Genomic DNA, 22,786 nt, shown 5'->3' with positions numbered 1-22,786 from the left:
CCTCAGGCTTCGCTGATCTGGTTGACACTGGTGATCTGCCGGTTCCAGATCATCTCGTAATGGGCGGTCTGAATAATCGACAAGACAGGCCTCGGGGTCATCAATGCCCAGCAATGACTGCCCTGCCGGCGCACGGAGTGGTAGCGCAAACCGGGGCACCGCGCCTTTCTGATGGCCGTGCCGAAGCGATGGGAATCGGCGTAATCGTCGGGGTCGTAGATCGGATCGGTGATGGCAATGGTCGTCGCGTCCTGCATCGCCTTGTCCACGAAAGAACAGGACAGCCCACGGAAAACAAAGCGCTCATAGTTGAGGTTGTGCACCTTCGACCAATACAGCGCTTGATGATGCTGCACCTCGGCCAACGCCGTTTCCAGGCTGTCGGCCAGGTACAACACGCCAAAACTGCCATCGCTGAAGCGCGAGCCCGCCGGGTTGACGTGGGTAAATGGCGCGGTCGCGTAAGAGCAACCGGGAATGCCGAAGGGGATCTCGCTGCGGGCGATCAGTTCAAGGTGCCCTACTTCGTTCTTCAAGCGCGGATTGGTCAACGCCTGAATCTCGTACAAGACCTCGAACTCGTCCGCATCGGCCACGTCATCAAACATCGCGATCGGCGGAAACTTTGAATTGACCAAGCGGTAGGCCAGCAGCGGCTCATCGGCAAACACCGGCAGCTGTTTGGCCTTCACCATTGTGCGCCCCGCAGCGCATCGATCCGCCGAAACGTCTCGTACAGGGCAATCATGTCGCCCTGAGACATGATCGCCAGCGGGCTTCGCCCATTGAAAAACTCGTTGTCATTGGCCATCGACGGGAAGCCGTAGACGTTTTGCGGGTTATCGAAGATCAGGCGCAACGTGGCGTGGATGTTCAGTACGAAGCTGATGCGCTGCATCTGGTCCGCATCCAGCGCCACGGCCCACTCGGGATCGCGCTGGCGGGCGCGGGTGTAGGTGCTGCGGGATATGCGCAGGATGCGACAAGCCTGTTCACTGGAGGCCGACCATTTCTCAAGAATGCCGACAGCGGCGCGCAGGCCGGTGACACACTGGTTCTTGGTGAATGTTTGCGCCTGGAGGGCGAGTGACATGTCCATTACCTTGCTTGATTCTATAGAGCCAAACATAGACATTATGAATCTGCAGATCAAGATGACGACGACCAGTGGCGCAGGCCCCTTTCCTGGCTACACGCAATGGTTCACCGAACAACTGCGCACGGGCGTTTCGCTCGTTACATTGAGGACTTATTCAGACACCGCCACCTGATTACGCCCACGGGCCTTGGCGCGGTACAGCGCCTTGTCGGCATTGCTCATCAGGCTGTGCAGGTCCTTGTCGCTGGACTCCATGGACGCCACTCCGATACTGGCGGTAATGCAGTGCACAGGCCCGGTCATCAGGCCGGAAATGGAGTGGACCAGTTTTTCAGCGATGTTTTGTGCGGCTTCAAGGGACGTGTCCGGCAACAACACGGCAAATTCCTCGCCCCCCAGTCGGCCGTACACGTCGGTTTCACGAAATGACCGGCAGATGACCACGCCCATCTGACGCAACACCTGGTCGCCGACCTGATGCCCATAGGTGTCGTTGATGTGTTTGAAATGATCCATGTCCAGCATCACCGCACACAGCGGCAACTGATAGTTCTGGCAATGGTTATAGAGGCGCTGGGCCTGCTCGAAAAACGCCCGGCGATTCTTCAGGCCCGTCAGCTCGTCGGTCTGTGCGGCGCGTGTGGAAATGCTGTGGGCCAGTTCCATTTCACGGGTCAGGCGGAAGGCCGTTTCCAGCGCATCGGAGAGTTTGCGGGTCGCGCTGCATACGAATGAGGCGAACACCAGAACGGCGATGGCCATGCCAACTTGCAGGGTCGACGACTGGAACAACAGCCAAACGGTACATGGCAACAACACAAGCGCGATGGACACCACGGTCATGTAGCGATAGGCCGAATAGCACGACACCGCGCTCACGGACATGCCCACGGTAAACAGCATCACCAGCGCCTGGGCCAGCAGATCGTCGGCCGGCATGACCGCCAGCGCGCCACCCCCCCAGATGGCGGCGGACAGCACCAGCGTTCCAAAATAGAGGCGTTCCCAGCGTTGCGGTGTGCGCGCCTCGTCCGGGCTGTGGAAATAGACGACGAACATCAGGATGCGCAACAACGTCGAGCCCGTCAGCAGACCGACCCACCAGGCAATGACGCCATGGTCAAAACGCTCCCAGCACAGCCAGCACAGCATGACCAACGCCAGGAAACTTCCAAGAACCGCTGAGACCGATTGCCGAAACAACTGATGCAACCGGTCGGTGCGCACCTGCTGGGCGATAAAGCTTTCCTGCTCTTGCCGAAATCCGGGGCCATCCATTGAGTTCGCCTGATAATGCTGAGGTGAATGGATCTATTGTGGCACATTGCTCATGGCCACGTGTTCCGCTGAGAGATTGCGCCTATCAGCAACTAATACTCCGACTATTAGCTGACTTCCCAATAGGGGTCTAGCCTTATCTAGCGCCGGCGCTTTCTGGCCGGTTCAGACCTGATGAGGAGATAAGAATGAGTCAGAAACTGACAGGGCGTACCGTGAGTCCCTGTGTTGGCAATTCCCTTGCCACTCTCGAGAATTCCCACGCGACCACACCGATCAATTGATCGACATGCCGGTCCCGCAGCCTGTGTCATGGATCTCACTCACCGTTGTCCCGAGCCCGCACCGGGCCGAACCGCTGAATGAACTCGACCAAAGGTAGCTCACACATGGCAACTGAATCGAAATGCCCGTTCCACCAGGCCGCCGGTGGTGGCACAACAAACCGCGACTGGTGGCCAAACCAGCTTAATCTGAAAATCCTGCACCAGCACTCGCCCCTGTCCGACCCCATGGACGAGGGCTTCAACTATGCCGAAGCGTTCAAGGCCCTGGATTTTGCAGCGGTCAAGCGCGACCTGACGGCACTGATGACCGACTCCCAAGACTGGTGGCCCGCCGACTTCGGCCACTATGGCCCGCTCTTCGTGCGCATGGCCTGGCACGCCGCCGGTACCTACCGCACCGGTGACGGTCGTGGTGGCGCCGGTTCCGGCCAGCAACGCTTTGCCCCGCTCAACAGTTGGCCGGACAACGTCAGCCTCGACAAGGCTCGGCGGCTGTTGTGGCCGATCAAGCAAAAATACGGCCGCAACATTTCCTGGGCCGACCTGATCGTGCTCACCGGTAACGTTGCGCTGGAATCCATGGGCTTCAAGACTTTTGGCTACTCCGGCGGTCGTCCAGACGTCTGGGAACCGGACGAGGACGTGTACTGGGGCTCGGAAAGCAAATGGCTGGCCGGTGACACCCGCTACGGCAAAAACGATGAACCCATGCAGAAACCCGGTGAAGGACCACTCGTTGCCGAGCCTGGGGAAAACGAAGACACCCGCGTCGAGCCCGGCCGCAATCTGGAAAACCCGCTGGCCGCCGTGCAAATGGGCCTGATCTATGTGAACCCTGAAGGTCCGGAAGCCAACCCTGATCCGGTCGCCGCCGGCCTGGACATCCGCGAAACCTTTGGCCGCATGGCCATGAACGACGAAGAAACCGTGGCTCTGATCGCCGGTGGCCACGCCTTCGGCAAGACCCACGGTGCCGGCCCCGCCGACAATGTCGGACCCGAGCCCGAAGCCGCCGGACTGGAAGAGCAAGGCTTGGGCTGGCGGAACAAATTCGGCACCGGCAAAGGCGCCGACACCATCACCAGCGGCCTGGAAGTCACCTGGACCACAACACCCACCCAATGGAGCAACAACTTCCTGGAGAACGTGTTCGGTTTCGAGTGGGAACTGACCAAGAGCCCGGCGGGCGCCCATCAATGGAAGCCAAAAAACGGTGCAGGCGCCGGTATCATCCCGGATGCCCACGACCCGTCGAAACGTCGTGATCCGACGATGCTGACCACCGACCTGGCGCTGCGCTTCGACCCGATCTACGAGCCAATTTCGCGGCGCTTCCTGGAGAACCCGGATCAACTGGCTGACGCCTTCGCCCGTGCCTGGTACAAACTGATCCACCGCGACATGGGCCCGCTCTCGCGCTACCTCGGCCCGGAAATGCCCAGCGAAGTGTTGCTGTGGCAAGACCCGATCCCGGCGGTCGATCATGCGCTGGTCAACGACAATGATGTCGCCGCGCTGAAGAGCACATTGCTGGCCTCGGGCCTGTCGGTTTCGCAGTTGGTCTCGACAGCCTGGGCGGCCGCTTCAACGTTCCGTGGTTCCGACAAACGCGGAGGTGCCAACGGCGGTCGTCTGCGCCTGAGCCCACAGAAGTCCTGGCAAGCCAACCAGCCTGAGCAACTGGGCAACGTATTGACCAAGCTCGAAGGTATTCAGAAGGAGTTCAATGCCGGCGGCAAGAAAGTCTCGCTGGCCGACCTGATCGTGCTGGCCGGTTGTGCCGGTGTTGAACAGGCCGCCAAAAATGCCGGGCAAACCGTCACGGTGCCTTTCACGCCAGGGCGGATGGACGCGAGCCAGGAGCAGACCGATGTCGACTCTTTCGGCTTCCTCGAACCGATTGCCGATGGTTTCCGCAACTACCTCAAGGGCCGCTACACCGTCCCGGCGGAGAAGTTGCTGATCGACAAGGCGCAGTTGCTGACCCTCACCGCACCGGAGATGACCGCGCTGATTGGCGGCATGCGCGTGCTCAACACCAACGTCGGCAAAACCGCCCACGGTGCCTTCACCAGTCGGCCGCAAGCGTTGACCAACGACTTCTTCACCAACCTGCTGGACATGGGCGTCGAATGGAAACCCGTGTCCGAGGCCAATGAAGAATTCACAGGTCGCGATCGCAAGACCGGTCAGCAAAAGTGGACCGCGACGCGCGTCGACCTGGTCTTCGGCTCCAACTCGCAGCTGCGGGCACTGGCGGAAGTCTATGCAAGCGCTGGCGGACAGGAGAAGTTGGTGAAGGACTTCGTGGCGGCGTGGACCAAGGTCATGAACCTGGACCGTTTTGACCTGAAGTGAAATAGAGGGAGAGCCTGTTGGCCACCCCGGCATCGGACGTGTCGGGGTGGTTTTTTTTTGCAATGAGGTTATTGGGTCGCCTCACGCCGAATAGATGGCTGCATCAAACGGCCAACGCATTACTCAGGCGGATCGATCTGATCCAGCACCCGGTTCGCGGTGATCTCGGCCAGCATCACGCTGTTGGAAATCCCCAGCAGCGCATTGCGCGATCCACCGTCCAGATGGTCGACCAACGGGTGGACCATCACGTCGACCGAGGCCAGGGTTTCGACCAGATACACCATCAGGGTTTCGTTCTTGGCTTCGGGATCTACCGTAAACAAAGTGCTGACTGTGCGCGGTGTGGCTTTGATGTCGGCGGTTGAGGGGAAGTGGAAATCGAGGGCGCCGTCCACCGTGTGCGCTCTGTAGTGGTCGACCTTGAGCAACGCGACAAACACATTCGCCTCAGGTGCCTCCACGCAGCTTGCTAAAGTCATGTGAATAGGGATAGATCGCTCTAAAACCTCAATTCATCATGTATCACCGCCAGGTCTATTTATGCCGTTGAGTTTTCATAAAATGCACGCCAATGGCGATGATTTCGTTATCGTGGACTCGCGAAACGCACCCAATCCAATCACAAGCAATTTGGCTCGGAGACTGGGAGATCGCAACCGAGGAATCGGCTTCAATCAACTCGCGGTGGTGCTCGATTGCGATGATGCAGATGCGCGTTTGATGTTCTGGAATGCAGATGGCTCAGCGCTGGACGCTTGCGGCAGCGCAACGCGGGGGGCCGCGGATATGCTGATGCGCGAATCCAACATGACGTCAATAGCACTGCGAACCAACCGCGGTCTACTGACTTGCGAACGTACTTCAACCGGCGCCATTTCCGTCAATATGGGAAAGCCGCTTTTCAACTGGTCGGATATTCCTCTGGCTCTTGAAATGGATACGACAGTGTTGCCACTTGCCGATACCCCAACAGCTTGCAGCATGGGAAATCCGCACTGCACTTATTTCTTGGATGACCTGACAGCCGTTGAGATAGCGACGATTGGACCGACAATTGAAACCAACCCCTTGTTTCCCCTCAGGACGAATGTGCATTTCGTCCAGATCATTGACCGTAAGCACATCCGGTTGCGTATCTGGGAGCGCGGGGGTGGTATTCCGTTGGGTTCAGGCTCCTGTTCTTGTGGCGCTGCAGTCAACGGAATTCGTCGTGGCTTGTTAGATAATTGCGTTGAAGTTGAATGTGACGGCGGTGCTGTAACAGTTCAATGGGATGGCGTGGGACCAGTCTTTCTTACCGGGCCGGTAGAGACAACTTTTTCAGGCGTAATCACGGACACTCTATTGAAAGCTTGATTTTCAGGTAGGTCGCTATTGGCCAACTTTTGCCTGTCGCCACCGTCCGATTTGGGCCCAGAGTGTGTAAAAACACTTTCGTATCAGGGACGCCAAAGCCCAGCGCTCTTGGGCGAAGCGATTACCTAAACATTTTCCATGATTAGCACCGGTAGCGCTGCAAAGCGTTTATTAAGCGCTTTAACACCTCTTGGAGCAGCAAATGCTGGGGCTTTTACGTCGCCATCGCTTTCAATAAGCCTTCTGTACCGATGATTTTCATGACTCGTTTCATATTGTAGGCGAGCACGTTGAGGCTCATCTCCGCGCTGACTCCGACCAATTTACGAGTCAGGAAGTGCGTCGAGCCCATCCATTGTTTGAGCGTCCTGAAGGGATGCTCAACAGTCCTTTTTCGAACTCGCATCATGTCAGGTGCATGGTTCATTCGACGTTGCATTTCCTCCAGCACGGCCTCGTGTTCCCAGCGACGGACTCGCCGCTCCGTACTCGGTGTGCACTGGGGTTTTAGCGCGCAACTCTGGCAACGTGAACTCCAGCAACAGTGCATATTCATGCCTTTTTCAACGCTTGAGAAGCGCCAGATCAGCGCTTCTCCCGCCGGGTAGACATATTCGTTTTTCGTCGGGTCATAAACGAAGGCATCTTTATTGAATCGTCCTTGCGCCTTGGCACTGGAGGTCATTGGCTTTGGTACATAGGCGGTGATGTTTGCGTCATGACAGGCAAGGATTTCCTCGCCCTTGAAGTAGCCTCGATCAGCCAGTACCGATAGCGTTTCTGAGGCCATCGCTTCCCGAGCCTGCTTCGCCATCGAGCTGAGTTGGTCTCGGTCAGAACCAGCGTTGGTGACCTCGTGAGCCACGATCAAATGGTGCTGGGTATCGACCGCTTTTTGCATGTTGTAGCCGACGATTCCGTTGCCGCGTGTCTTCATCGAACGGGCGTCAGGATCGGTCAGTGAGACCTGTTTGTCAGGCGACTCGTTGAGCTGAACCTCGATCACCAGAAGCTCTTTCATTTGAGTTTTAAGTTTCGCGATTTTCTCTTCCAGACGCGTGGCATCTAGCACGGAGGCAGTTGGAACCTTCCGATCAGCCGCATCAAGTGCATCAAGCGCAATCAGGTAACGGTTGATGCTCGACTCAATTTCTTCCATTCGCCGTTTCAGTTTGGCGCTGGTGAAGTTGCGGTCACGATTGTTCACTGCCTTGAATTTACTGCCGTCGATGGCGATCAGGTTTTCCTCGAAAAGCCCCAACTGCTGGCACAGCACAACGAATTGGCGGCAGCCCCCACGAATGCCTTTGCTGTTGCCTTTTCGGAAGTTGGCGATGGTTTTGAAGTCGGGCATCAAACGCCCGGTTAACCACATCAGCTCGACGTTGCGCTGGGCTTCTCGCTCAAGGCGTCGGCTCGATTGAATGCGGTTGAGGTAACCGTAGATATAGGTCTTCAGCAGGATCGCAGGGTGGTATGCAGGTCTGCCGGTTTCGGCTGGAATGACACCATCAAAACCCAGCTTGGCCAGGTTGAGTTCATCGACGAAAACGTCAACCACGCGTACCGGATTGGTATCGCTGACATAGTCGTCCAGGCTTTCGGGATGTAAGGTACTTTGACCTTGGTGTTCACCCTGGATAAACCGTTTCATGGGGTTCCCTTGCGATGAAACTCTCAGAAATCATAGCAAGGGTTTGTCCGGGCGTTTTTACACACTCTGGGCCGTTTTCTAACCCTCGCGAAGGTCTCAAATCAACCCATAGCTGACCATCAGAAAAAATATTCCCCTTTTTAGAAGCTACAAGCCAACCCCACTGAAATTCCGGAAACGTGGTCACCCATCACATGGCGAACCACCAGGCGCGTGCGGGTTATAAACACATCGTAGGCACTGGAGTCCAGCTCAAGGCCTATTCCCACGGTCGAAAGTCGATCAAACCCCAGGACACCACGCTGATCACCCAAGTATTCCGAGTGGGAACCCTCCAACACATATCGCAGCGGACGGTGCAATGCCATCAAACCAGTCGGCGCACGCCAGCGGGTGTAGAGGTTTACGGAGTCGGCGATTGCCTGCCCGTCGATATCGTTTTTGCCACCGACGTTCTGCAAGTTCATATAGCTGTAACGCAACTCGACATCGAGTTCGTAATCGGGTCTGACGCGCTCCAGATCGAGCATCAACGCACCGCCCAGACCTACGGCCGTCATGTGTCCGTTGTCGAGAAACCTGATGTCTTTATTGAAGCGGCGGTTGATGAACAGGCGTGCGGCATTGATGTCACTGGTCAAGTAGCCTGCCGCGAAATTGAAGATCGGGCGCAGGGCGAGTTCGTCGGTCAGCGCAAAGTCCCAGCCGACACCACCGGTGGCGGAAATGGAGTTCCATTTCACCGGGATCGTTTGGGTTTGCTCGCCATCAGTCGCAACGAAGCGCGGATCATAACGGCTGTAGGCGACCGCGCCCTCCAGGTACAGAGGAAATTCCTTGCCAAGCGTGGAGCCGCCGCCCGCCTGAGTCATGGTGAGGCTGGGATTGCCGGCGCTGTTATCGCTGATACTCAACGAGCTGGAGGTGAGGTCGGGTGTCATGGCGTAGGACATCAAGGCCAGCATGCCATTGGCGCGCTCTTCCAGATCGACATCGCGCAAGCGTGAGATCTCGGCAGCCTCGGCACCCACAGCCATCAAGAAGCTGAGTATTTGCAATGCGTGACTCGATTTGAACATAGGCAGCCCCCAGTCAATGCGCTTCCAGTGGACTGGAGTATGCATAGAGTGAATAGATAGTAGTCATCTGAGGATTTTCTGCCAGGAGCGCTATTGGCCGACTCCGTTGAAAAAGTCGGCCATGGTTTGCACATCAGAAAAGTACGCGTCAGAGATTGAAATCTTTACGTTTGGCAGAGGCATCTGAATCGCCCCTGGTTTGGTAGACACCATTTAGCGACTGCAGAACATGCGCACTCACGGCGACTCGTGGCTGGCCAACCAGGCCCGGGTGATTGTGAACGCTTGAGCCAACCGCTCTGGTGCGCAGGTGGCAGGGCACGGAACTTCCACGCTCAAGTGCAATTCGGGTGGCAGGACGTTGAGCAACCCGGCCAGGGGCAACTGCCCTTGGCCGGGCAGCAGGCGACCCTCGCGGGCTTCACGGATGATCCCCTCCCCCGTGGGTGCCAGCGCCGGCGCATCGCACCATTGCACGCCATGGATATAACGCGGGTCCACCTGTGCCAACGCAGCCGCATCGCCACCGGAGCGGAACAGGTGCAAGGCGTCGAGCAGCACGCCACCGTTGGCCTGCCCTGCCGCCGCGATCAACGCGACGGCCTGTTGCAGGTTGCCGATATGACGCCAGCGCATGAATTCCAGGTCCACGCGCAGACCATGACCGGCGGCCAATTCGCACAGGGCGGCGAAGTTATTCGCCAGCCGCGACGGCTGCGGATCGTCCCCCGACACCGTGATGCAACGCGCGCCCAGTTGTGCGCCCGCCTCCAGCAACGAGGCGAACCCGGCGATGTCTACGTCCGGTTTGAGCTCGACAAATTCGATCTCGTTGACCGTCACGCCCTCGCCGTCCAGTGTGCGCTTCAACTGCTGCAGCGCCTGGCTGCCCGGCGTCAGCGGGTAGGCAATGCCACCCGCCATGGCCGGGTGCAGGCGCAGACCGACCGAGCTGAAACCCGCCCTCGCCGCCTCACGCGCCAACACCTCGGGCGCCAATTCCAGCGCGGTGAGGTGCGCGACACCCAGGCCTCTCAATAGGTGGCCCTCCCGCCACTGAGGTCGAACACGAAGCCTGTGGTGAAACTGCACTCGGGCCCGGCGATCCAGGTCACCATGTTGGCGATTTCCTCGATTTGCAGGAAACGCCCCATGGGGATCTTGGCCTTGCTCGCGGCAATGTGCTCGGGGGTCATTTCCGCCATCAGCCCGGTTTCCACCATGGCCGGCGCAATGCAGTTGAGCAGCACGCCGTCCTGGGCCAATTCCTTCGCCGCCGCCTTGGTGAAGGCGATGACGCCGGCCTTGGCGGCTGAATAACCAGAGATGTATTGCACGCCATCCTTGCCGGCCATCGAGGCGACGTTGACGATGCGCCCGTAGCCGCGTTCACGCATGTGCGGGATCGCCGTGCGGCAGCAGTAAAACACTGCCGTCAGGTCGACTGCGATGACTTGATCCCAGGCCGCGACCGGGTACTCCCAGGACGGCGCCACCGGGCCGTTGATGCCGGCGTTGTTGACCAGGATATCGACCCGCCCCTGTTGCGCGACCACCTCACTGAAAGCAGCTTGCACCGACTCCAGCGAAGCAACGTTGACGGCCTGGCGCATCACCGGTTCAAAGCCGTTGGCGACGCTGTCCCAGCCGTCCACCGCCAGGTCCCAGATGACGATCTGCGCACCCGCGCTGTGCAAGCGCCGGGCAATCCCCAGGCCAATGCCACGCATGCCGCCGGTAACGATGGCCGTCTGGCCTTCCAGGTATTGATTCATCAGTTAGCTCCTTGTTGAACGGTTTGGATGTCAGGCAGGCGTTGCAGATCGCGCACCATGAACAGGTAACACAGCGCCCCCAGCACAGTGATCGAGGACACGAACGCCAGGGCCCAGACGAACGAGCCCGTGCTGGTGACGATCACGCCGATGGTCAGAGGGGTGACGATACCGGCGGCGTTGGCGAACAGATTGAATACGCCGCCGCTCAGGCCCAACAGGCCTTTGGGGGCGATGTCGGAGACGATCATCCAGGCCAGCGCCGACATGCCCTGGGCGAAGTAGGCGACGCACAGAATGCCGATCACCAGGGCATCGGATTCCACGTAGTTGGCCAGCACGATCACCGAAGCGGTCAGCAGACCCGCAATCACCGGCAACTTGCGCGCGACGTTCAGCGAGTAACCGCGGCGCAGCAAGGCGTCCGACAACCAACCGCCAGCGAGGGTGCCGAGGGACGCCGCAATGAACGGCAGCACCGCTACCCAGCCGACCTTGAGCCACGGCATGTGCCGCTCGGTGACCAGATAGGTGGGGAACCAGGTCAGGAAGAACACGTTGGTGGAGTTGCAGGCGAACTGGCCCAGGCAAATGCCCAGCATGTTGCGATGTTTAAGCAGTGCCGGAATCTGCGACCAGGAGAACCGCGTGGCTTTCTGGCCGCCGTCGATCACCCCGCCACCTTCGGCGATGTAATCCAGTTCAGCCTGATTGGCCGTGGTCGACTCATGGGGCTCATGGTATTTGCGCCACCACACCAGGCCATACAGCACACCGAGAATACCCACCGCCATCAGCAGCACGCGCCAGCCATGCTCATGCAAGACCCAGAACAACAGCGGCGTGAGAAACGCCAGGCCGACGTATTCGGCGAAGGTGTAAATGCCGGTCGCCCGGGCGCGCTCGCTTTGCGGGAACCAGGTCGCGACCACCCGACTGTTGGTGGGAAAGCACGGTGCCTCAGTAGCCCCCACCAGCAATCGGAAACCCAGTAACGACAGGAAGCCCTGAGCCAGACCCTGCAGGCCGGTGAACAGCGACCACAACGTCAGCGCCAGCCAGTAGGTGAACTTGGTGCCCAAGCGGTCGATCAGGATGCCACCGGGAATCTGCGCGGCGGCGTAGGTCCAGGAAAAGGCGGAGAAGATCAGCCCCATCATCACGGCGTTCAGGCCCAGGTCGGCGCTGATGCTGGGGGCGGCGATGCCCATGACGCTGCGGTCCAGGTAGTTAATCATGGTCCCGCCGGAAATCAGCGCGAGGATCATGAAACGGGTGCGAGTCCTGGCGGTTTGCGCTGCCGGACAGGCGAGCGTTGACGCTGCGAATCTATTCTCGGTCGTCATGGTTTTGGTCCTTATTGTTATTGGTATTGCCGGCAGCACCGCTACCGGTTCAACGCTCGTCAAAGCCGAACAGTCGCCGTGGCGTGTCCCACATCACCTTTTTCCTTTCACTGAAATCGGGCATCAGTTGCTCAGCCAGCTTGAGCAGTGGCCCGTAGTCCACCCGCGACTGCGAGCGAATGAATGGCCAGTCCGACCCCCACACACAGGCATCCGGGCCAAAGGCCTGGAGCAGCGCCCGTACATAGGTGCCGGCTTGTTCATCGAGATGATCGTGATCGGCAAACTTCTGCATGCCGGAAACTTTCACCGAAGCCCGGCCGCTGTCCGCCAGGGCCAACAGCGCCTTGAAACCTGGCTGGCCAAGACCGGCGCGGACGTCGGGGCGGCCACAGTGGTCGATGAGCAGGCGCGGTGCTGAGGATTGGATCAAGCCCAGCAACTCGACCAGTTGATCGCCGTGGACCTGGATCTGCGCGAACAGGTCCAGCTCGGCGAGTCGGCCAAAGAGCCCCGCCGCATCGTCCATCACCGCCACGCCTTCGAGCGCCGGATTGAAGGCGACGCCCACGACGCCCTGCTCCTTGAGCGCCGCCAGCTCAATCAGGCTGGCGTCATGATCGACCACGGCAATGCCCTTGAAGCGACCTTCGCTATGGGCCAGTGCATGCAGCAGGCAGCGATTGTCGGTGCGGTAGCCGCTGCTCGGCCCGACCAGCAAAGCGTGTTGCACACCGTAGGCGTCCATGACCCGACCGAACTGCTCCAGGGTCGCGACCTCCTGCCCGGCGGGTGCATAAACCGTGTCGCTGCGATAGGCAAACCGCGCGGGATCAAACAGATGGTTATGGCAATCGATCTTGGGTTCGTCGTAGATGCTCAAGGCTGCTCCCGCCAAGCGTCACTGCGCTTGCTCACTGATCTTTGTTATTGTTCACCGCGGTGGGCGATGCCGTTGCAGTGAAGATACGACCGGGCGATCAATAGCGCTCATACACAGATCGCTCGAACAATAACCAAAGGTTAATGACCCATGCCCTACGGCGAAGGCCCCGACGCCAACACGATGGTGTTCAAGCTGCGGCACATGGAAGTGTTCCGCGCGGTGATGCTGACCGGCTCGATCAGCGGTGCGGCAAAAATGCTCTACGTGTCGCAGCCGGCAGTCAGCAAGCTGATCGCCTATATCGAGAGTCGGCTGGTCTATCGCCTGTTCCAGCGCATCAACAATCGCTTGGTGCCCACCGCCGAAGCCGTGACCCTTTACCGGGAAGTCGAACGCGTCTACCAGGCCGCGCTGGCCGTCAATGAGTGTGCGCTGGCCCTGGCCAACGGCCCTCAACGGCAGCTGCGCATCTGCTGCAGTGCGTCGTTGTCGACCGTGGTCATCCCCTTCGCCCTGGCCCGACTCAAGCAGCAATTGCCATCGCTGAACATTGAATGGCAAACCACGCTGATGGGCGATATGCCCAACCAGATACTCTCGAAGAAGGTCGACCTGGCTGTTTCGGCGCTGCCGCTGATCCATGACCACCTGCACTCGCTGGCGTTCATGCGCGCACGCATGGTCTGCGTGATGCCGGCCGATCACCCCTTTGCCCGGCGAGCTGCATTGTCACTGCACGAGCTGGTCGACCAGCCATTGTTGCTGTTTCGCCCCGACATGCCTTTTGGCCGGTTGCTGGCCGACGAGATTGAACGCCAGGGCCTGAACCTGAGCTCCATGCTGAATTTCACCAATGCCAACGAAGCGGTCGCCCTGGTCAAGCAAGGCATGGGGCTGAGCATCATCGATGAGTTCGTGGCCCAGGACAGCGGGCTGACCGTCGTGCCGCTGGTTGAGGCGATTCATTTCGATATCAGCTTCGTCTATTCGCGGTTCGAGCCGCTTGGCGAATCCGCCACGCAGCTCATGCAGGTGCTTTATCAGCAGGCGATCAAATTGGGACGACTGATCCCGGGCTGCGAACTGCCGAATGCCGACCGATAACCCGGGCGTGCGGCAGGCCGTTATCGGCCGATTGTGCGCACGCTCGCCAAAGACGCCCTCTAAAGGTCGATAGCGATCTGTCGGGGTAACTTGATAGCCCGGCAGGCTCTACTACGGTGGATATAAGTTTGCTTTGCAACGCAGGAGCACAACGTATGTCCAGAATCCTCTTTTTGATGCTCGCCAGCCTGGTCCTGTGCACCAGCCAGGCGATGGCGGACACCCTCAAGATCAGCGTGATCGGCGCCGGCAACGTCGGCGGCACGCTTGGCACGCAATGGGTAAAGGCTGGGCACTCGGTGATGTTTTCATCGCGCCACCCCGAGGAACTGACGGACCTGATCAAGACCGCCGGCCCCAACGCCCAAGCGGGCTCCGTCGGTGATGCCGCCGCATGGGGCGATGTGATCGTGTTGAGTGTTCCCTACGGCGCGATGCCGGTCCTGGCCGAACAACTGAAGGGCAAGCTGGACGGCAAAGTGGTGTTCAGCACCAGCAACCCCTTCAGCGGACGTGACGCAGACGTCGGGCGCAAGGCGCTGGAGGTAGGCGTAGCCCTGGCAGACCGGCAATATCTGCCGGGGGTGCACCTGGTGCGAGCGTTCAACGCCATCGGCTATGCCGCCATGAAAGACCAGGCTGGCAAAGACAAGGCGATTCCCATTTTTGCCGACGACGCCCAGGCCCGGGAAATGGGGGCTCGGCTGGTGCGCGACGCCGGATTCACGCCAGTGGTGTTCCCGCTGGCGCGAGCCAATGAAGGCTTGCCGGGCGGCCCCCTCAGCGGCATTTGGACCGAGACTGAACTCAAGCGGAAGGTGGGCCTTTAGGGACTATCACCGGAATATTGAGTCATTGCGTTCGGGGTTGGGGGCGGTACTTCGTGACAGGCGGTTACCGGCCGATTCTGTTGAAAAAGTCGGCTTCGAATTCCACGGCAGAAAAATACGCGCCTGAGATTGAAATCTGAGTTTTAGGCAGAAGGTTCAGGACTCGGATTTCACGTAGCAGCGTGCAAAAGATGTGTTTTTACCCATCAATATTCGAGCGTTTTGGGCAAACCGACTTTTTCGACAGAATCGGCGAGGAGCGGTCACTCGCAGCCCCTTTGGGATAATGTGCCGAATTGACCCTTTCAAACTTCGCCCCCTTCACTTGAGGGTCTCTGACAACCCAATCCGTTATTGTCGAGGTGGCTCAAGAAACCGATCCCGTACTGCTCAGATCTTTGAATGACCTTCTCCCACAGTTTTCTAAAAACGCACAAGCGATGGTTGTTCAACGCATGGCGATCACTGATGTGGGCGAAGCGTCATCACCGGCTACCAGTGCAACATCCTGAACCATAGAAATCGCATATTGGATCCTTAACTACAATTAATACATGTCGTCCGATAATCGAACGATTTTTCATCAACATAACATTTTGATTTTAAACGTTTTTATGTAGCTAATAGAAAATTCAACGACAAATGGTCTATTAATCTACTTTTCAATGGATCCATAAATTGATTGACTGGCACTGCACGGTGTCAGGTACAGCGCCTGCCCGCTCATAAAAATAACAAGGGTGTCGGGATGAATGAGTTCTCAATCGGGTTCGAGCTTCGGCTTGCCCCCAGCTTCGTGTGCCTTTCTCGCTTTGCCGTTACGCAGCCTCTTCTCGAGGGGCAGCCATGAGTGTCGATCTGAAGAGCGTGGTAGATGAACGTGCCATGGCACGCTTCCAATGGCTGGCCGTGGGCATCTGTATTGTCCTGAACATGATCGATGGCTTCGACGTGCTGGTGATGGCCTTCACGGCGTCCTCGGTTTCTGGCGAATGGGGCTTGAATGGCGCGCAGATCGGATTGCTGTTGAGTGCCGGATTGTTCGGCATGGCGGCAGGCTCGCTGTTCATTGCGCCGTGGGCGGATCGTTATGGACGTCGGCCATTGATCCTGTTTTGCCTGCTGCTTTCGGGCATCGGCATGCTGTTGTCAGGCCTGAGCCAGACGCCGCTCCAACTGGCGCTGCTGCGTGGCTTTACCGGCCTGGGTATCGGCGGAATCCTGGCCAGCAGCAACGTGATTGCCAGCGAATATGCCAACAAGCGCTGGCGCGGGCTGGCGGTGAGCCTGCAGTCCACTGGTTATGCCTTGGGCGCGACCCTGGGCGGGCTATTGTCGGTGTGGCTGCTGACGCACTTTGGCTGGCGTTCAGTGTTTATCTTCGGCGGCGTCGTGACCCTGGCGGTGATTCCCCTGGTATTGCTGTACCTGCCTGAATCGCTGGACTTCCTGATCGCCCGCCGCCCCGCAAATGCCTTGACACGCATCAATCGCCTGGCCGCCCGCCTCGGCCAGCCGGCACTGCGTGAACTGCCCGTCGCCACATCAGCGCCGATTTCAGGCCGTGGCCGCCTGGCGCAGTTGCTCTCACCGGATTCACGGCGCACCACCCTGCTGATCTGGCTGCTGTTTTTCCTGGTGATGTTCGGCTTCTACTTCGTGATGAGCTGGACGCCGAAGCTGCTGGTCTCGGCTGGGCTATCGGCACAGCAAGGCATCAGCGGCGGCGTGCTGCTGAGCGTAGGCGGCATCTTCGGCGCGGCACTGATTGGCGGCCTGGCCTCGCGCTGGCGGCTGACCCGGGTGTTGTCGCTGTTCATGCTCGTTACCGCGGGCTTGCTGGTGCTGTTCGTCGGCTCCGCTTCATCAGTATCCATGGCACTCGGCCTGGGTCTGCTGATCGGCCTGTTCGCCAACGGTTGCGTGGCCGGCCTGTACGCGCTGTCGCCGATCGTCTACGAGGCCTCAGTGCGTACCACGGGGGTCGGTTGGGGGATCGGTATCGGGCGCATCGGCGCGATCCTGTCGCCCACCGTTGCCGGTCTATTGCTCGACAGCGGTTGGCAGCCACTGCACCTGTATGGGGTGTTTGCCGTGGTCTTCGTGATTGCCGCCGCCGTGTTGCTGCAACTGCGGCCCAAGACCCAAACACAACCAGGTGCCGAGCCTGTCCAGGCCTGAGCCAGGCAGATCTGAGCCGCGCAAAACAGTAGCGATGCCCCGCCCTCGCTACTGACAACTTCCTCCAGGAAAACAACAATAATGACTTACTTTCCTCTCCCTCCCCGGGCCCTGCTCGGCGGTGCAATAGCGTTTGCCCTGATGTCTTCGGCGTACGCTGAAAGCAACGGCTTTTTCGAAGATTCCAAGACCAGCCTGACCCTGCGCAACTACTATTTCAATCGTGACTTCAACGATCCCGGCACCAGCAAGAGCAAGATAGAAGAATGGGCTCAGGGCGCGATTCTCAAGTTCAGCTCCGGTTATACCCCGGGCGTTGTCGGCTTTGGCCTTGACGGTATCGCGATGCTGGGCGTCAAACTCGACAGTGGCCCGCAACGCAGCGGTTCGGAACTGCTGCCGGTGCACGACGATGGTCGCTCCGCCGACGACTACGGACGCGCGGGGCTGGCGGCAAAAATGCGTATTTCCGCCACCGAGCTGATGCTCGGCGAGCTCATGCCGGATATTCCTCTGCTGCGCTACGACGACGGACGCCTGCTGCCGCAGACCTTCCAGGGCGCCATGCTGGTGTCCCGGGAGCTTCCCGGCCTGAGCCTGCAGGGCGGTCAATACACCTCGGTGAGCCTGCGCAACTCCTCCGACATGCAAGACCTCTCGGCCTGGGCTGCGCCGACTGTCATGTCGGACGCTTTCAACTATGCGGGTGCCGAATACCGCTTCAACGATCAACAGACCCTGATCGGCGCCTGGCACTCGCAGCTCGAAGACATCTATCAGCAAAGCTATCTGAACCTGCTACACAAACAGAAGCTCGGAGACTGGACCCTCGGCGCGAACCTGGGTTATTTCATCGACAAGGATGACGGCAGCGCCCTGATCGGCCATGTGCAAAGCCATACCGCCTACGGACTGTTCTCTGCCAACCTGGGTGGCCATACCCTGTACCTGGGGCTGCAAAAGGTCAGCGGCGATACCGGCTGGATGTCGGTGTATGGCAGCAGCGGGCGGACCCTGGGCAACGACATGTTCAACGGCAACTTCAGTAACGCCGACGAGCGCTCCTGGCAGGCGCGTTATGACTACAACTTCGTCGCCGCCGGCATTCCCGGCCTGCTGCTGATGACCCGCTATGGTCACGGCGACAACGCCACCACCAAGGTAGGCAGCAATGGCAAGGAATGGGAACGTGACACCGAAGTCAGCTACACCCTGCAAAGCGGCCCACTGAAAAACCTCAGCGTTCGGGTCAACAATGCCACCAACCGTCGCAGCTTCAACAGCGACTTCGATCAGACCCGGGTGATCGTCAGCTACCCCCTGTCACTCTGATCTCCTGCAGGGGCGATTGTCGCCCCTGTTTCTCCCCCCTCCCTCCCCCCTCCTTGCGCTACTATGGCGAACCAACTTCTGGAAGTCGCCTGCATGAGTAAACCGGGTCAAATGGTGCTGGTCGCACTGCGCAAAATGATTGCCTCGGGCGAACTCGCGGCCGGCGAACGACTGATGGAGATTCCGACGGCGGAACGCTTCGGCGTCTCGCGCATGCCAGTGCGCATGGCCTTCCTCACCCTGGAACAGGAAGGTTTGCTAGTGCGCCATGGTGGCCGGGGCTATCAGGTGCGTTCGGTGAGTGCCGACGATATCGCTGGCGCCGTGGAGGTGCGCGGAGTGCTGGAGGGTCTGGCTGCGCGGCAGAGCGCCGAACGCGGCTTGAGTGAGCAAGCACAGACGGCGCTGCGCGAATGCCTGATGCAAGGCGATGCACTGTTCGACAAGGGCTACGTGACGGAAGAAGACCTCGAGGCGTTCCATGACCTCAACATGCGCTTTCACCAGGTGATCGTCGACAGCAGCGCCAACCCGGCGATTGCCGAAGCCTTGGCGCGCAACGACCATCGCCCCTTCGCTTCAGTCTCGGCGCTGGCGATTGATCGCCAGGACATGGCCCGCGAATACCGGCGCTTCAACTTCGCACACATGCAACACCACTCGGTGTTCGACGCACTGGTCAGCCGCCAGGGCGCTCGCGCTGAAGCCATCATGCGTGAACACGCCAATGCGACGCTGCGCTACGCCGAGGTATTTGGTGCGATCAGCAACGGCGACCGGATGAAAGTGATCGCGCGCGGCGAGTGATCGGCCGGTTCAGAGATCCAGCACCAACAGCTTGGACTTGGCCCTCGAGCAGCAGGGCGTGAACTGATCATTGGCCGCCTGCTCTTCTTCGGTGAGGAACAGGTCACGGTGCTCCGGTACCCCTTCCAGCACACGGGTCAGACAGGTGCCGCAGATGCCCTGCTCACAGGAAAGCGCAATCTCGACGCCGTGGCTTTCCAGCACCTGGACCACCGTCTTGTCGGACGGAATGTCGAACACCTGCCCGCTGCTGCCCAGCTTGACCTGGAACGACCCGTCCGCACTGGTATCCACCGGCGCTGCGGCGAAGTATTCACGGTGCAAATGCTCGTCGCTCCAGCCCTTGGCCTTGGCGCTGTCGAGCACATGCTGCATGAAACCTGAAGGACCGCAGACGTACAGGTGTACGCCGGGCTGTGGATTGACCAGAACCTTGGCGGCATCCAGGCGCGAATCGACCTCTTCATCGAAATGCAGGTACACGCGATCGGCAAAGGATGCCCCTTTGAGTCGCTCGACAAACGCTGCGCGCTCACTGGAACGAGCGCAGTAGTGCAGCTCGAAATCGGCACCATTGTGGGCCAGGTGCTCGGCCATGCACAGGATCGGGGTAATGCCGATACCGCCAGCGAACAACAGGCTGCGCCGCCCCTCGGCCACCAGCGGGAACAGGTTGCGTGGCTCACTGATGAACAGCCGATCGCCGCTGTTGATCTGCTCATGAAAACTCTGGGATCCACCGCGCGAGGCGACATCCTTGAGTACGCCGATCAGGTAGCGATGGCGTTCTTGCGGGTGATTACACAGCGAGTACTGGCGGATCAGCCCGCCGGGCAAGTGCACGTCGATATGGGCACCGGCGCTGAAGCCGGGCAACTCCCCTCCTTGTGCACAGGCCAACTCGTAGCTGCAAATATCCAACGCTTCGTTGTTGCGGGATGTCACGACGACTTCAATCATGGCGCACCTTCAAGACCGGCCACCGCAGTGGCCGGGAACAGTATCAATGGGAGTGGATGGCGTAGCGCTCGAACTAGTTTGCCGTGGCGATCAGCTCGACAACCGGCGCGCGCTCACGGGCGATGATTCGCTCCAGCACGCGCCGTGACTGCACACCACCTGCATCGATATTGAGCTTGAGCAGGTTGCGCTCGGGATTGGCCAGCAGGTTCTTCTGCTGCTGTTCGAGCATGTCGAGGTCTTCGCTGAAGATCTTGCCCTGGCCCTCGCGGATGGTGGCCGTCAGGTCTTCGTCATGAGGATTGAAATTGCGTGCCATGCCCCAGAAGTACCAGATCGACGTCTCGGTTTCCGGAGTGATGAAGTCAACCACGATGCTCGCAGCCTTGTGTTGCGGCTCGGCGTTGTAACCGCCCTTGCCGGCGTGGGCCACGCCCACCTCGATCAACACGTGGCTGGGTGGGCTGAAGCGGCAGATCTGCCAACGGTCTACCGGCACGTCGTCGGCCAGGTTGTTGCCACGCAGGGCCATGCGCCAGAACGGCGGCGCCATGATGTTTTCCATGTGCCGCGCAGTCACCACCTCGTCACCCTCGACGGTAGTAACCGGCGCCGCTTCATCGATCTCTTTCTGGCCGATGCTCGAGGCGTGTACATAGGTTTCGTGGGTGAGGTCCATCAGGTTATCGATCATCAGTCGATAGTCGCAATTGATGTGGAACAGACCGCCGCCGTAGGCCCACTCCTCGCTGACCGCCCACTCCAGATGATGGATCAGTGCAGGGTCAGCCTTGTCCTGCTCCCCGGGCCAGACCCAGATGAAACCGTAGCGCTCTTCAACGGCGTAAGTCTTGTTGCACGGAAAGCCCCGTACGCGCTGACCGGGCATTTCGACGGTTTTGCCGTCACAACCCATGACCAGGCCGTGGTAGCCGCAGACCAGGTTGCCGTTTTCAACATAACCCAGTGAAAGGGGAGCGCCGCGGTGTGGGCAAAAATCTTCGACGGCGGCAACGCGCCCTTCTTGTCCACGATAGAAAACGATTTTCTCACCGCATATCTGCCGCCCCAGTGGCTTGGAAGCAATCTCGTCAGGGGTGCAGGCGACATACCAGGTGTTTTTCGGATACATAGGATTCTCCGGACAGGCTTGTTTTTATGGATCCAGTAAATCGGATTATCCCCATTAAAGTCAAGCTTTACACCAATATATAAAGATTAATGGATCCATTAAAGCTTAAGCCGAGACTTTCACCGTATGTCCGCTCTCATCGCGAACACAAGAAGATCGAAATGTTGTTCGCCCACCTCAAGCGCATCCTGAAACCGGATCGCTTGAGACTATGTGGCATGAGTGGGGCAACCGTCTTCCAGTCTGAAATTTCGACTGTTTTCAACAGAATCGGCCAGAAGAAGACGTTCCGAGTAGGGAGCGCATGTCAGCTCCCTTTCTTCCTCTGGTCTCATTTTTGCCACCGGTTTTCAAGTTGCCCACCGACCACCACCGATAGAATCAGGCAAGACTCAAATCCTTTTCGGCATAGTCCCCCACCACACCCCGCTCTAGCATGGCCGGACCTTATCTCTTCAGGAGTACGACCCATGAGCGCAGAAAAAACCCTCTTTATCACCGGCGTCAGCAGTGGCTTTGGCCAGGCCCTGGCCAAGGAAGCCCTCGCTCAGGGCCATCGAGTGATCGGCACTGTTCGCAGCGAATCCGCTCTGGCAACCTTCGAGGCGCTCTCACCTGAGCGGGTCCATGGCGTGGTGCTGGACGTTACCCACTTCGACGCCATCGACGCGGTGGTCGCCGCTGTTGAGGAGCAGCACGGTCCGGTGGATGTGCTGGTAAACAACGCGGGTTATGGCCACGAGGGGATTTTCGAGGAGTCGTCGTTGGCGCAAATGCGCCGCCAGTTCGACGTCAATGTATTTGGCGCGGTGGCGATGACCAAGGCGTTTGTGCCGTATTTCCGCCAACGGCGGGCGGGACATATCCTCAACATTACGTCCATGGGCGGTTATATCACCATGCCCGGCATTGCCTATTACTGCGGCAGCAAATTTGCGCTGGAGGGCATTTCTGACACGTTGAGCAAGGAGCTTGCCCCCTTCAATATTTTTGTCACGGCCGTGGCACCGGGGTCGTTCCGCACGGACTGGGCGGGCCGTTCGATGCAGCGTACGCCGCGCAGTATCAGTGACTACGATGCAAGCTTTGACCCGGTACGCAAAGCCCGTGAGGAAAAAAGCGGCCATCAACCGGGCGACCCGCAGAAAGCCGCCCGCGCCATGCTGACGATTATTGCCAGCCCTACCCCGCCGGCTCACCTGCTGCTGGGCAGCGACGCCGTGGCCCTGGTGCGTGACAAGCTGAACCGGACAGTGGAGAGTATTGAGCAATGGGAGGCGCTTAGCTGTTCTACGGATGGCCGAGCATAAATGTGGAGA

General features: G+C 59.2%; 21 protein-coding genes. 9 read left to right on the top strand and 12 right to left on the bottom strand.

Annotated elements, in window-relative coordinates; all coding sequences use genetic code 11:
• Positions 1-2: 2 nt before the first annotated feature.
• Together ACNYC6_RS28000 and ACNYC6_RS27995 are read right to left on the bottom strand one after the other, a co-directional pair.
• A complete protein-coding gene (locus tag ACNYC6_RS28000) occupies positions 3-695 on the bottom strand; it encodes an RES family NAD+ phosphorylase (RefSeq protein WP_419710136.1) in 693 nt (230 codons plus the stop codon).
• A complete protein-coding gene (locus ACNYC6_RS27995) occupies positions 689-1,093 on the bottom strand; it encodes an antitoxin Xre-like helix-turn-helix domain-containing protein (RefSeq protein WP_419710135.1) in 405 nt (134 codons plus the stop codon). Before ACNYC6_RS27995 ends, ACNYC6_RS28000 begins: the two co-directional genes overlap by 7 nt.
• Between ACNYC6_RS27995 and ACNYC6_RS27990 the strand changes: the two genes are divergently transcribed.
• Positions 1,092-1,271 (top strand): hypothetical protein, encoded by a 180-nt coding sequence (locus ACNYC6_RS27990; protein ID WP_419710134.1) that lies wholly within the window; start codon positions 1,092-1,094, stop codon positions 1,269-1,271. The two genes, ACNYC6_RS27995 and ACNYC6_RS27990, sit on opposite strands and share 2 nt — an antisense overlap.
• Here the strand turns inward: ACNYC6_RS27990 and ACNYC6_RS27985 are convergent.
• Positions 1,250-2,377, bottom strand: a complete 1,128-nt coding sequence (locus tag ACNYC6_RS27985) for a diguanylate cyclase (protein ID WP_419710133.1) — start codon at positions 2,375-2,377, stop codon at positions 1,250-1,252. The genes ACNYC6_RS27990 and ACNYC6_RS27985 overlap by 22 nt on opposite strands.
• A gap of 389 nt (positions 2,378-2,766) precedes the next feature.
• Here ACNYC6_RS27985 and katG point away from each other — a divergent pair, with 389 nt between their 5' ends.
• The gene (katG, locus tag ACNYC6_RS27980; protein WP_419710132.1) at positions 2,767-5,022 is read left to right on the top strand and encodes a catalase/peroxidase HPI; all 2,256 of its coding nucleotides are present in this window, start codon (positions 2,767-2,769) and stop codon (positions 5,020-5,022) included.
• A 119-nt stretch (positions 5,023-5,141) separates the two neighbouring features.
• Here the strand turns inward: katG and ACNYC6_RS27975 are convergent, their stop codons facing one another.
• Positions 5,142-5,504, bottom strand: a complete 363-nt coding sequence (locus ACNYC6_RS27975) for a DUF6124 family protein (RefSeq protein ID WP_419710131.1) — start codon at positions 5,502-5,504, stop codon at positions 5,142-5,144.
• A 61-nt stretch (positions 5,505-5,565) separates the two neighbouring features.
• On the opposite strand from ACNYC6_RS27975, the gene dapF reads away from it, so the two are divergent.
• The gene (gene dapF, locus ACNYC6_RS27970) at positions 5,566-6,381 is read left to right on the top strand and encodes a diaminopimelate epimerase (RefSeq protein WP_419710130.1); all 816 of its coding nucleotides are present in this window, start codon (positions 5,566-5,568) and stop codon (positions 6,379-6,381) included.
• Between the two features lie 214 nt (positions 6,382-6,595).
• On the opposite strand, the gene ACNYC6_RS27965 is transcribed toward dapF, so the two are convergent.
• The 6 genes from ACNYC6_RS27965 to ACNYC6_RS27940 form a co-directional block, all read right to left on the bottom strand.
• Positions 6,596-8,035, bottom strand: a complete 1,440-nt coding sequence (locus ACNYC6_RS27965; RefSeq protein WP_419710129.1) for an IS1182 family transposase — start codon at positions 8,033-8,035, stop codon at positions 6,596-6,598.
• A gap of 140 nt (positions 8,036-8,175) precedes the next feature.
• Positions 8,176-9,114 carry a hypothetical protein gene (locus tag ACNYC6_RS27960; RefSeq protein WP_419710128.1) on the bottom strand — a complete coding sequence of 313 codons (939 nt, stop codon included), beginning with the start codon at positions 9,112-9,114 and terminating at the stop codon, positions 8,176-8,178.
• 237 nt (positions 9,115-9,351) lie between these two features.
• Positions 9,352-10,152 (bottom strand): sugar phosphate isomerase/epimerase family protein, encoded by an 801-nt coding sequence (locus ACNYC6_RS27955; RefSeq protein ID WP_419710127.1) that lies wholly within the window; start codon positions 10,150-10,152, stop codon positions 9,352-9,354.
• Entirely contained in the window at positions 10,149-10,889 is a 741-nt protein-coding gene (locus ACNYC6_RS27950; protein ID WP_419710126.1) for an SDR family NAD(P)-dependent oxidoreductase, read from the bottom strand. Before ACNYC6_RS27950 ends, ACNYC6_RS27955 begins: the two co-directional genes overlap by 4 nt.
• Entirely contained in the window at positions 10,889-12,235 is a 1,347-nt protein-coding gene (locus ACNYC6_RS27945; protein WP_419710125.1) for an MFS transporter, read from the bottom strand. Before ACNYC6_RS27945 ends, ACNYC6_RS27950 begins: the two co-directional genes overlap by 1 nt.
• A 49-nt stretch (positions 12,236-12,284) precedes the next feature.
• Complete coding sequence (locus ACNYC6_RS27940; RefSeq protein WP_419710124.1) at positions 12,285-13,118, bottom strand: amidohydrolase family protein; 834 nt, start codon at positions 13,116-13,118, stop codon at positions 12,285-12,287.
• A 150-nt stretch (positions 13,119-13,268) separates the two neighbouring features.
• On the opposite strand from ACNYC6_RS27940, the gene ACNYC6_RS27935 reads away from it, so the two are divergent.
• The 5 genes from ACNYC6_RS27935 (at position 13,269) to ACNYC6_RS27915 (ending at position 19,375) form a co-directional block, all read left to right on the top strand.
• Positions 13,269-14,225, top strand: coding sequence for a LysR family transcriptional regulator (locus ACNYC6_RS27935; RefSeq protein WP_419710123.1), 957 nt, complete (start codon positions 13,269-13,271; stop codon positions 14,223-14,225).
• Between the two features lie 155 nt (positions 14,226-14,380).
• Positions 14,381-15,055 carry an NADPH-dependent F420 reductase gene (locus ACNYC6_RS27930; RefSeq protein ID WP_419710122.1) on the top strand — a complete coding sequence of 225 codons (675 nt, stop codon included), beginning with the start codon at positions 14,381-14,383 and terminating at the stop codon, positions 15,053-15,055.
• Between the two features lie 846 nt (positions 15,056-15,901).
• A complete protein-coding gene (locus ACNYC6_RS27925) occupies positions 15,902-17,236 on the top strand; it encodes an MFS transporter (RefSeq protein ID WP_419710121.1) in 1,335 nt (444 codons plus the stop codon).
• Positions 17,237-17,377: 141 nt separating this feature from the next.
• Positions 17,378-18,568, top strand: a complete 1,191-nt coding sequence (locus tag ACNYC6_RS27920; protein ID WP_419713026.1) for an OprD family porin — start codon at positions 17,378-17,380, stop codon at positions 18,566-18,568.
• Between the two features lie 93 nt (positions 18,569-18,661).
• Positions 18,662-19,375, top strand: coding sequence for a GntR family transcriptional regulator (locus ACNYC6_RS27915; RefSeq protein ID WP_419710120.1), 714 nt, complete (start codon positions 18,662-18,664; stop codon positions 19,373-19,375).
• Between the two features lie 9 nt (positions 19,376-19,384).
• Here ACNYC6_RS27915 and ACNYC6_RS27910 read toward each other — a convergent pair whose 3' ends face one another.
• Complete coding sequence (locus ACNYC6_RS27910) at positions 19,385-20,335, bottom strand: PDR/VanB family oxidoreductase (protein ID WP_419710119.1); 951 nt, start codon at positions 20,333-20,335, stop codon at positions 19,385-19,387.
• A gap of 73 nt (positions 20,336-20,408) precedes the next feature.
• Positions 20,409-21,467, bottom strand: coding sequence for a Rieske 2Fe-2S domain-containing protein (locus ACNYC6_RS27905; RefSeq protein WP_419710118.1), 1,059 nt, complete (start codon positions 21,465-21,467; stop codon positions 20,409-20,411).
• Between the two features lie 470 nt (positions 21,468-21,937).
• On the opposite strand from ACNYC6_RS27905, the gene ACNYC6_RS27900 reads away from it, so the two are divergent.
• The gene (locus ACNYC6_RS27900; protein ID WP_419713025.1) at positions 21,938-22,777 is read left to right on the top strand and encodes an oxidoreductase; all 840 of its coding nucleotides are present in this window, start codon (positions 21,938-21,940) and stop codon (positions 22,775-22,777) included.
• Positions 22,778-22,786: the final 9 nt, after the last annotated feature.

It is taken from the genome of Pseudomonas sp. NFX224 (assembly GCF_048565165.1).
In the GTDB taxonomy this organism is placed as follows: Bacteria; Pseudomonadota; Gammaproteobacteria; order Pseudomonadales; family Pseudomonadaceae; genus Aquipseudomonas.
Note: the sequence above shows the minus strand (reverse complement) of the source record. Positions and strands in the feature narration are given on the sequence as shown.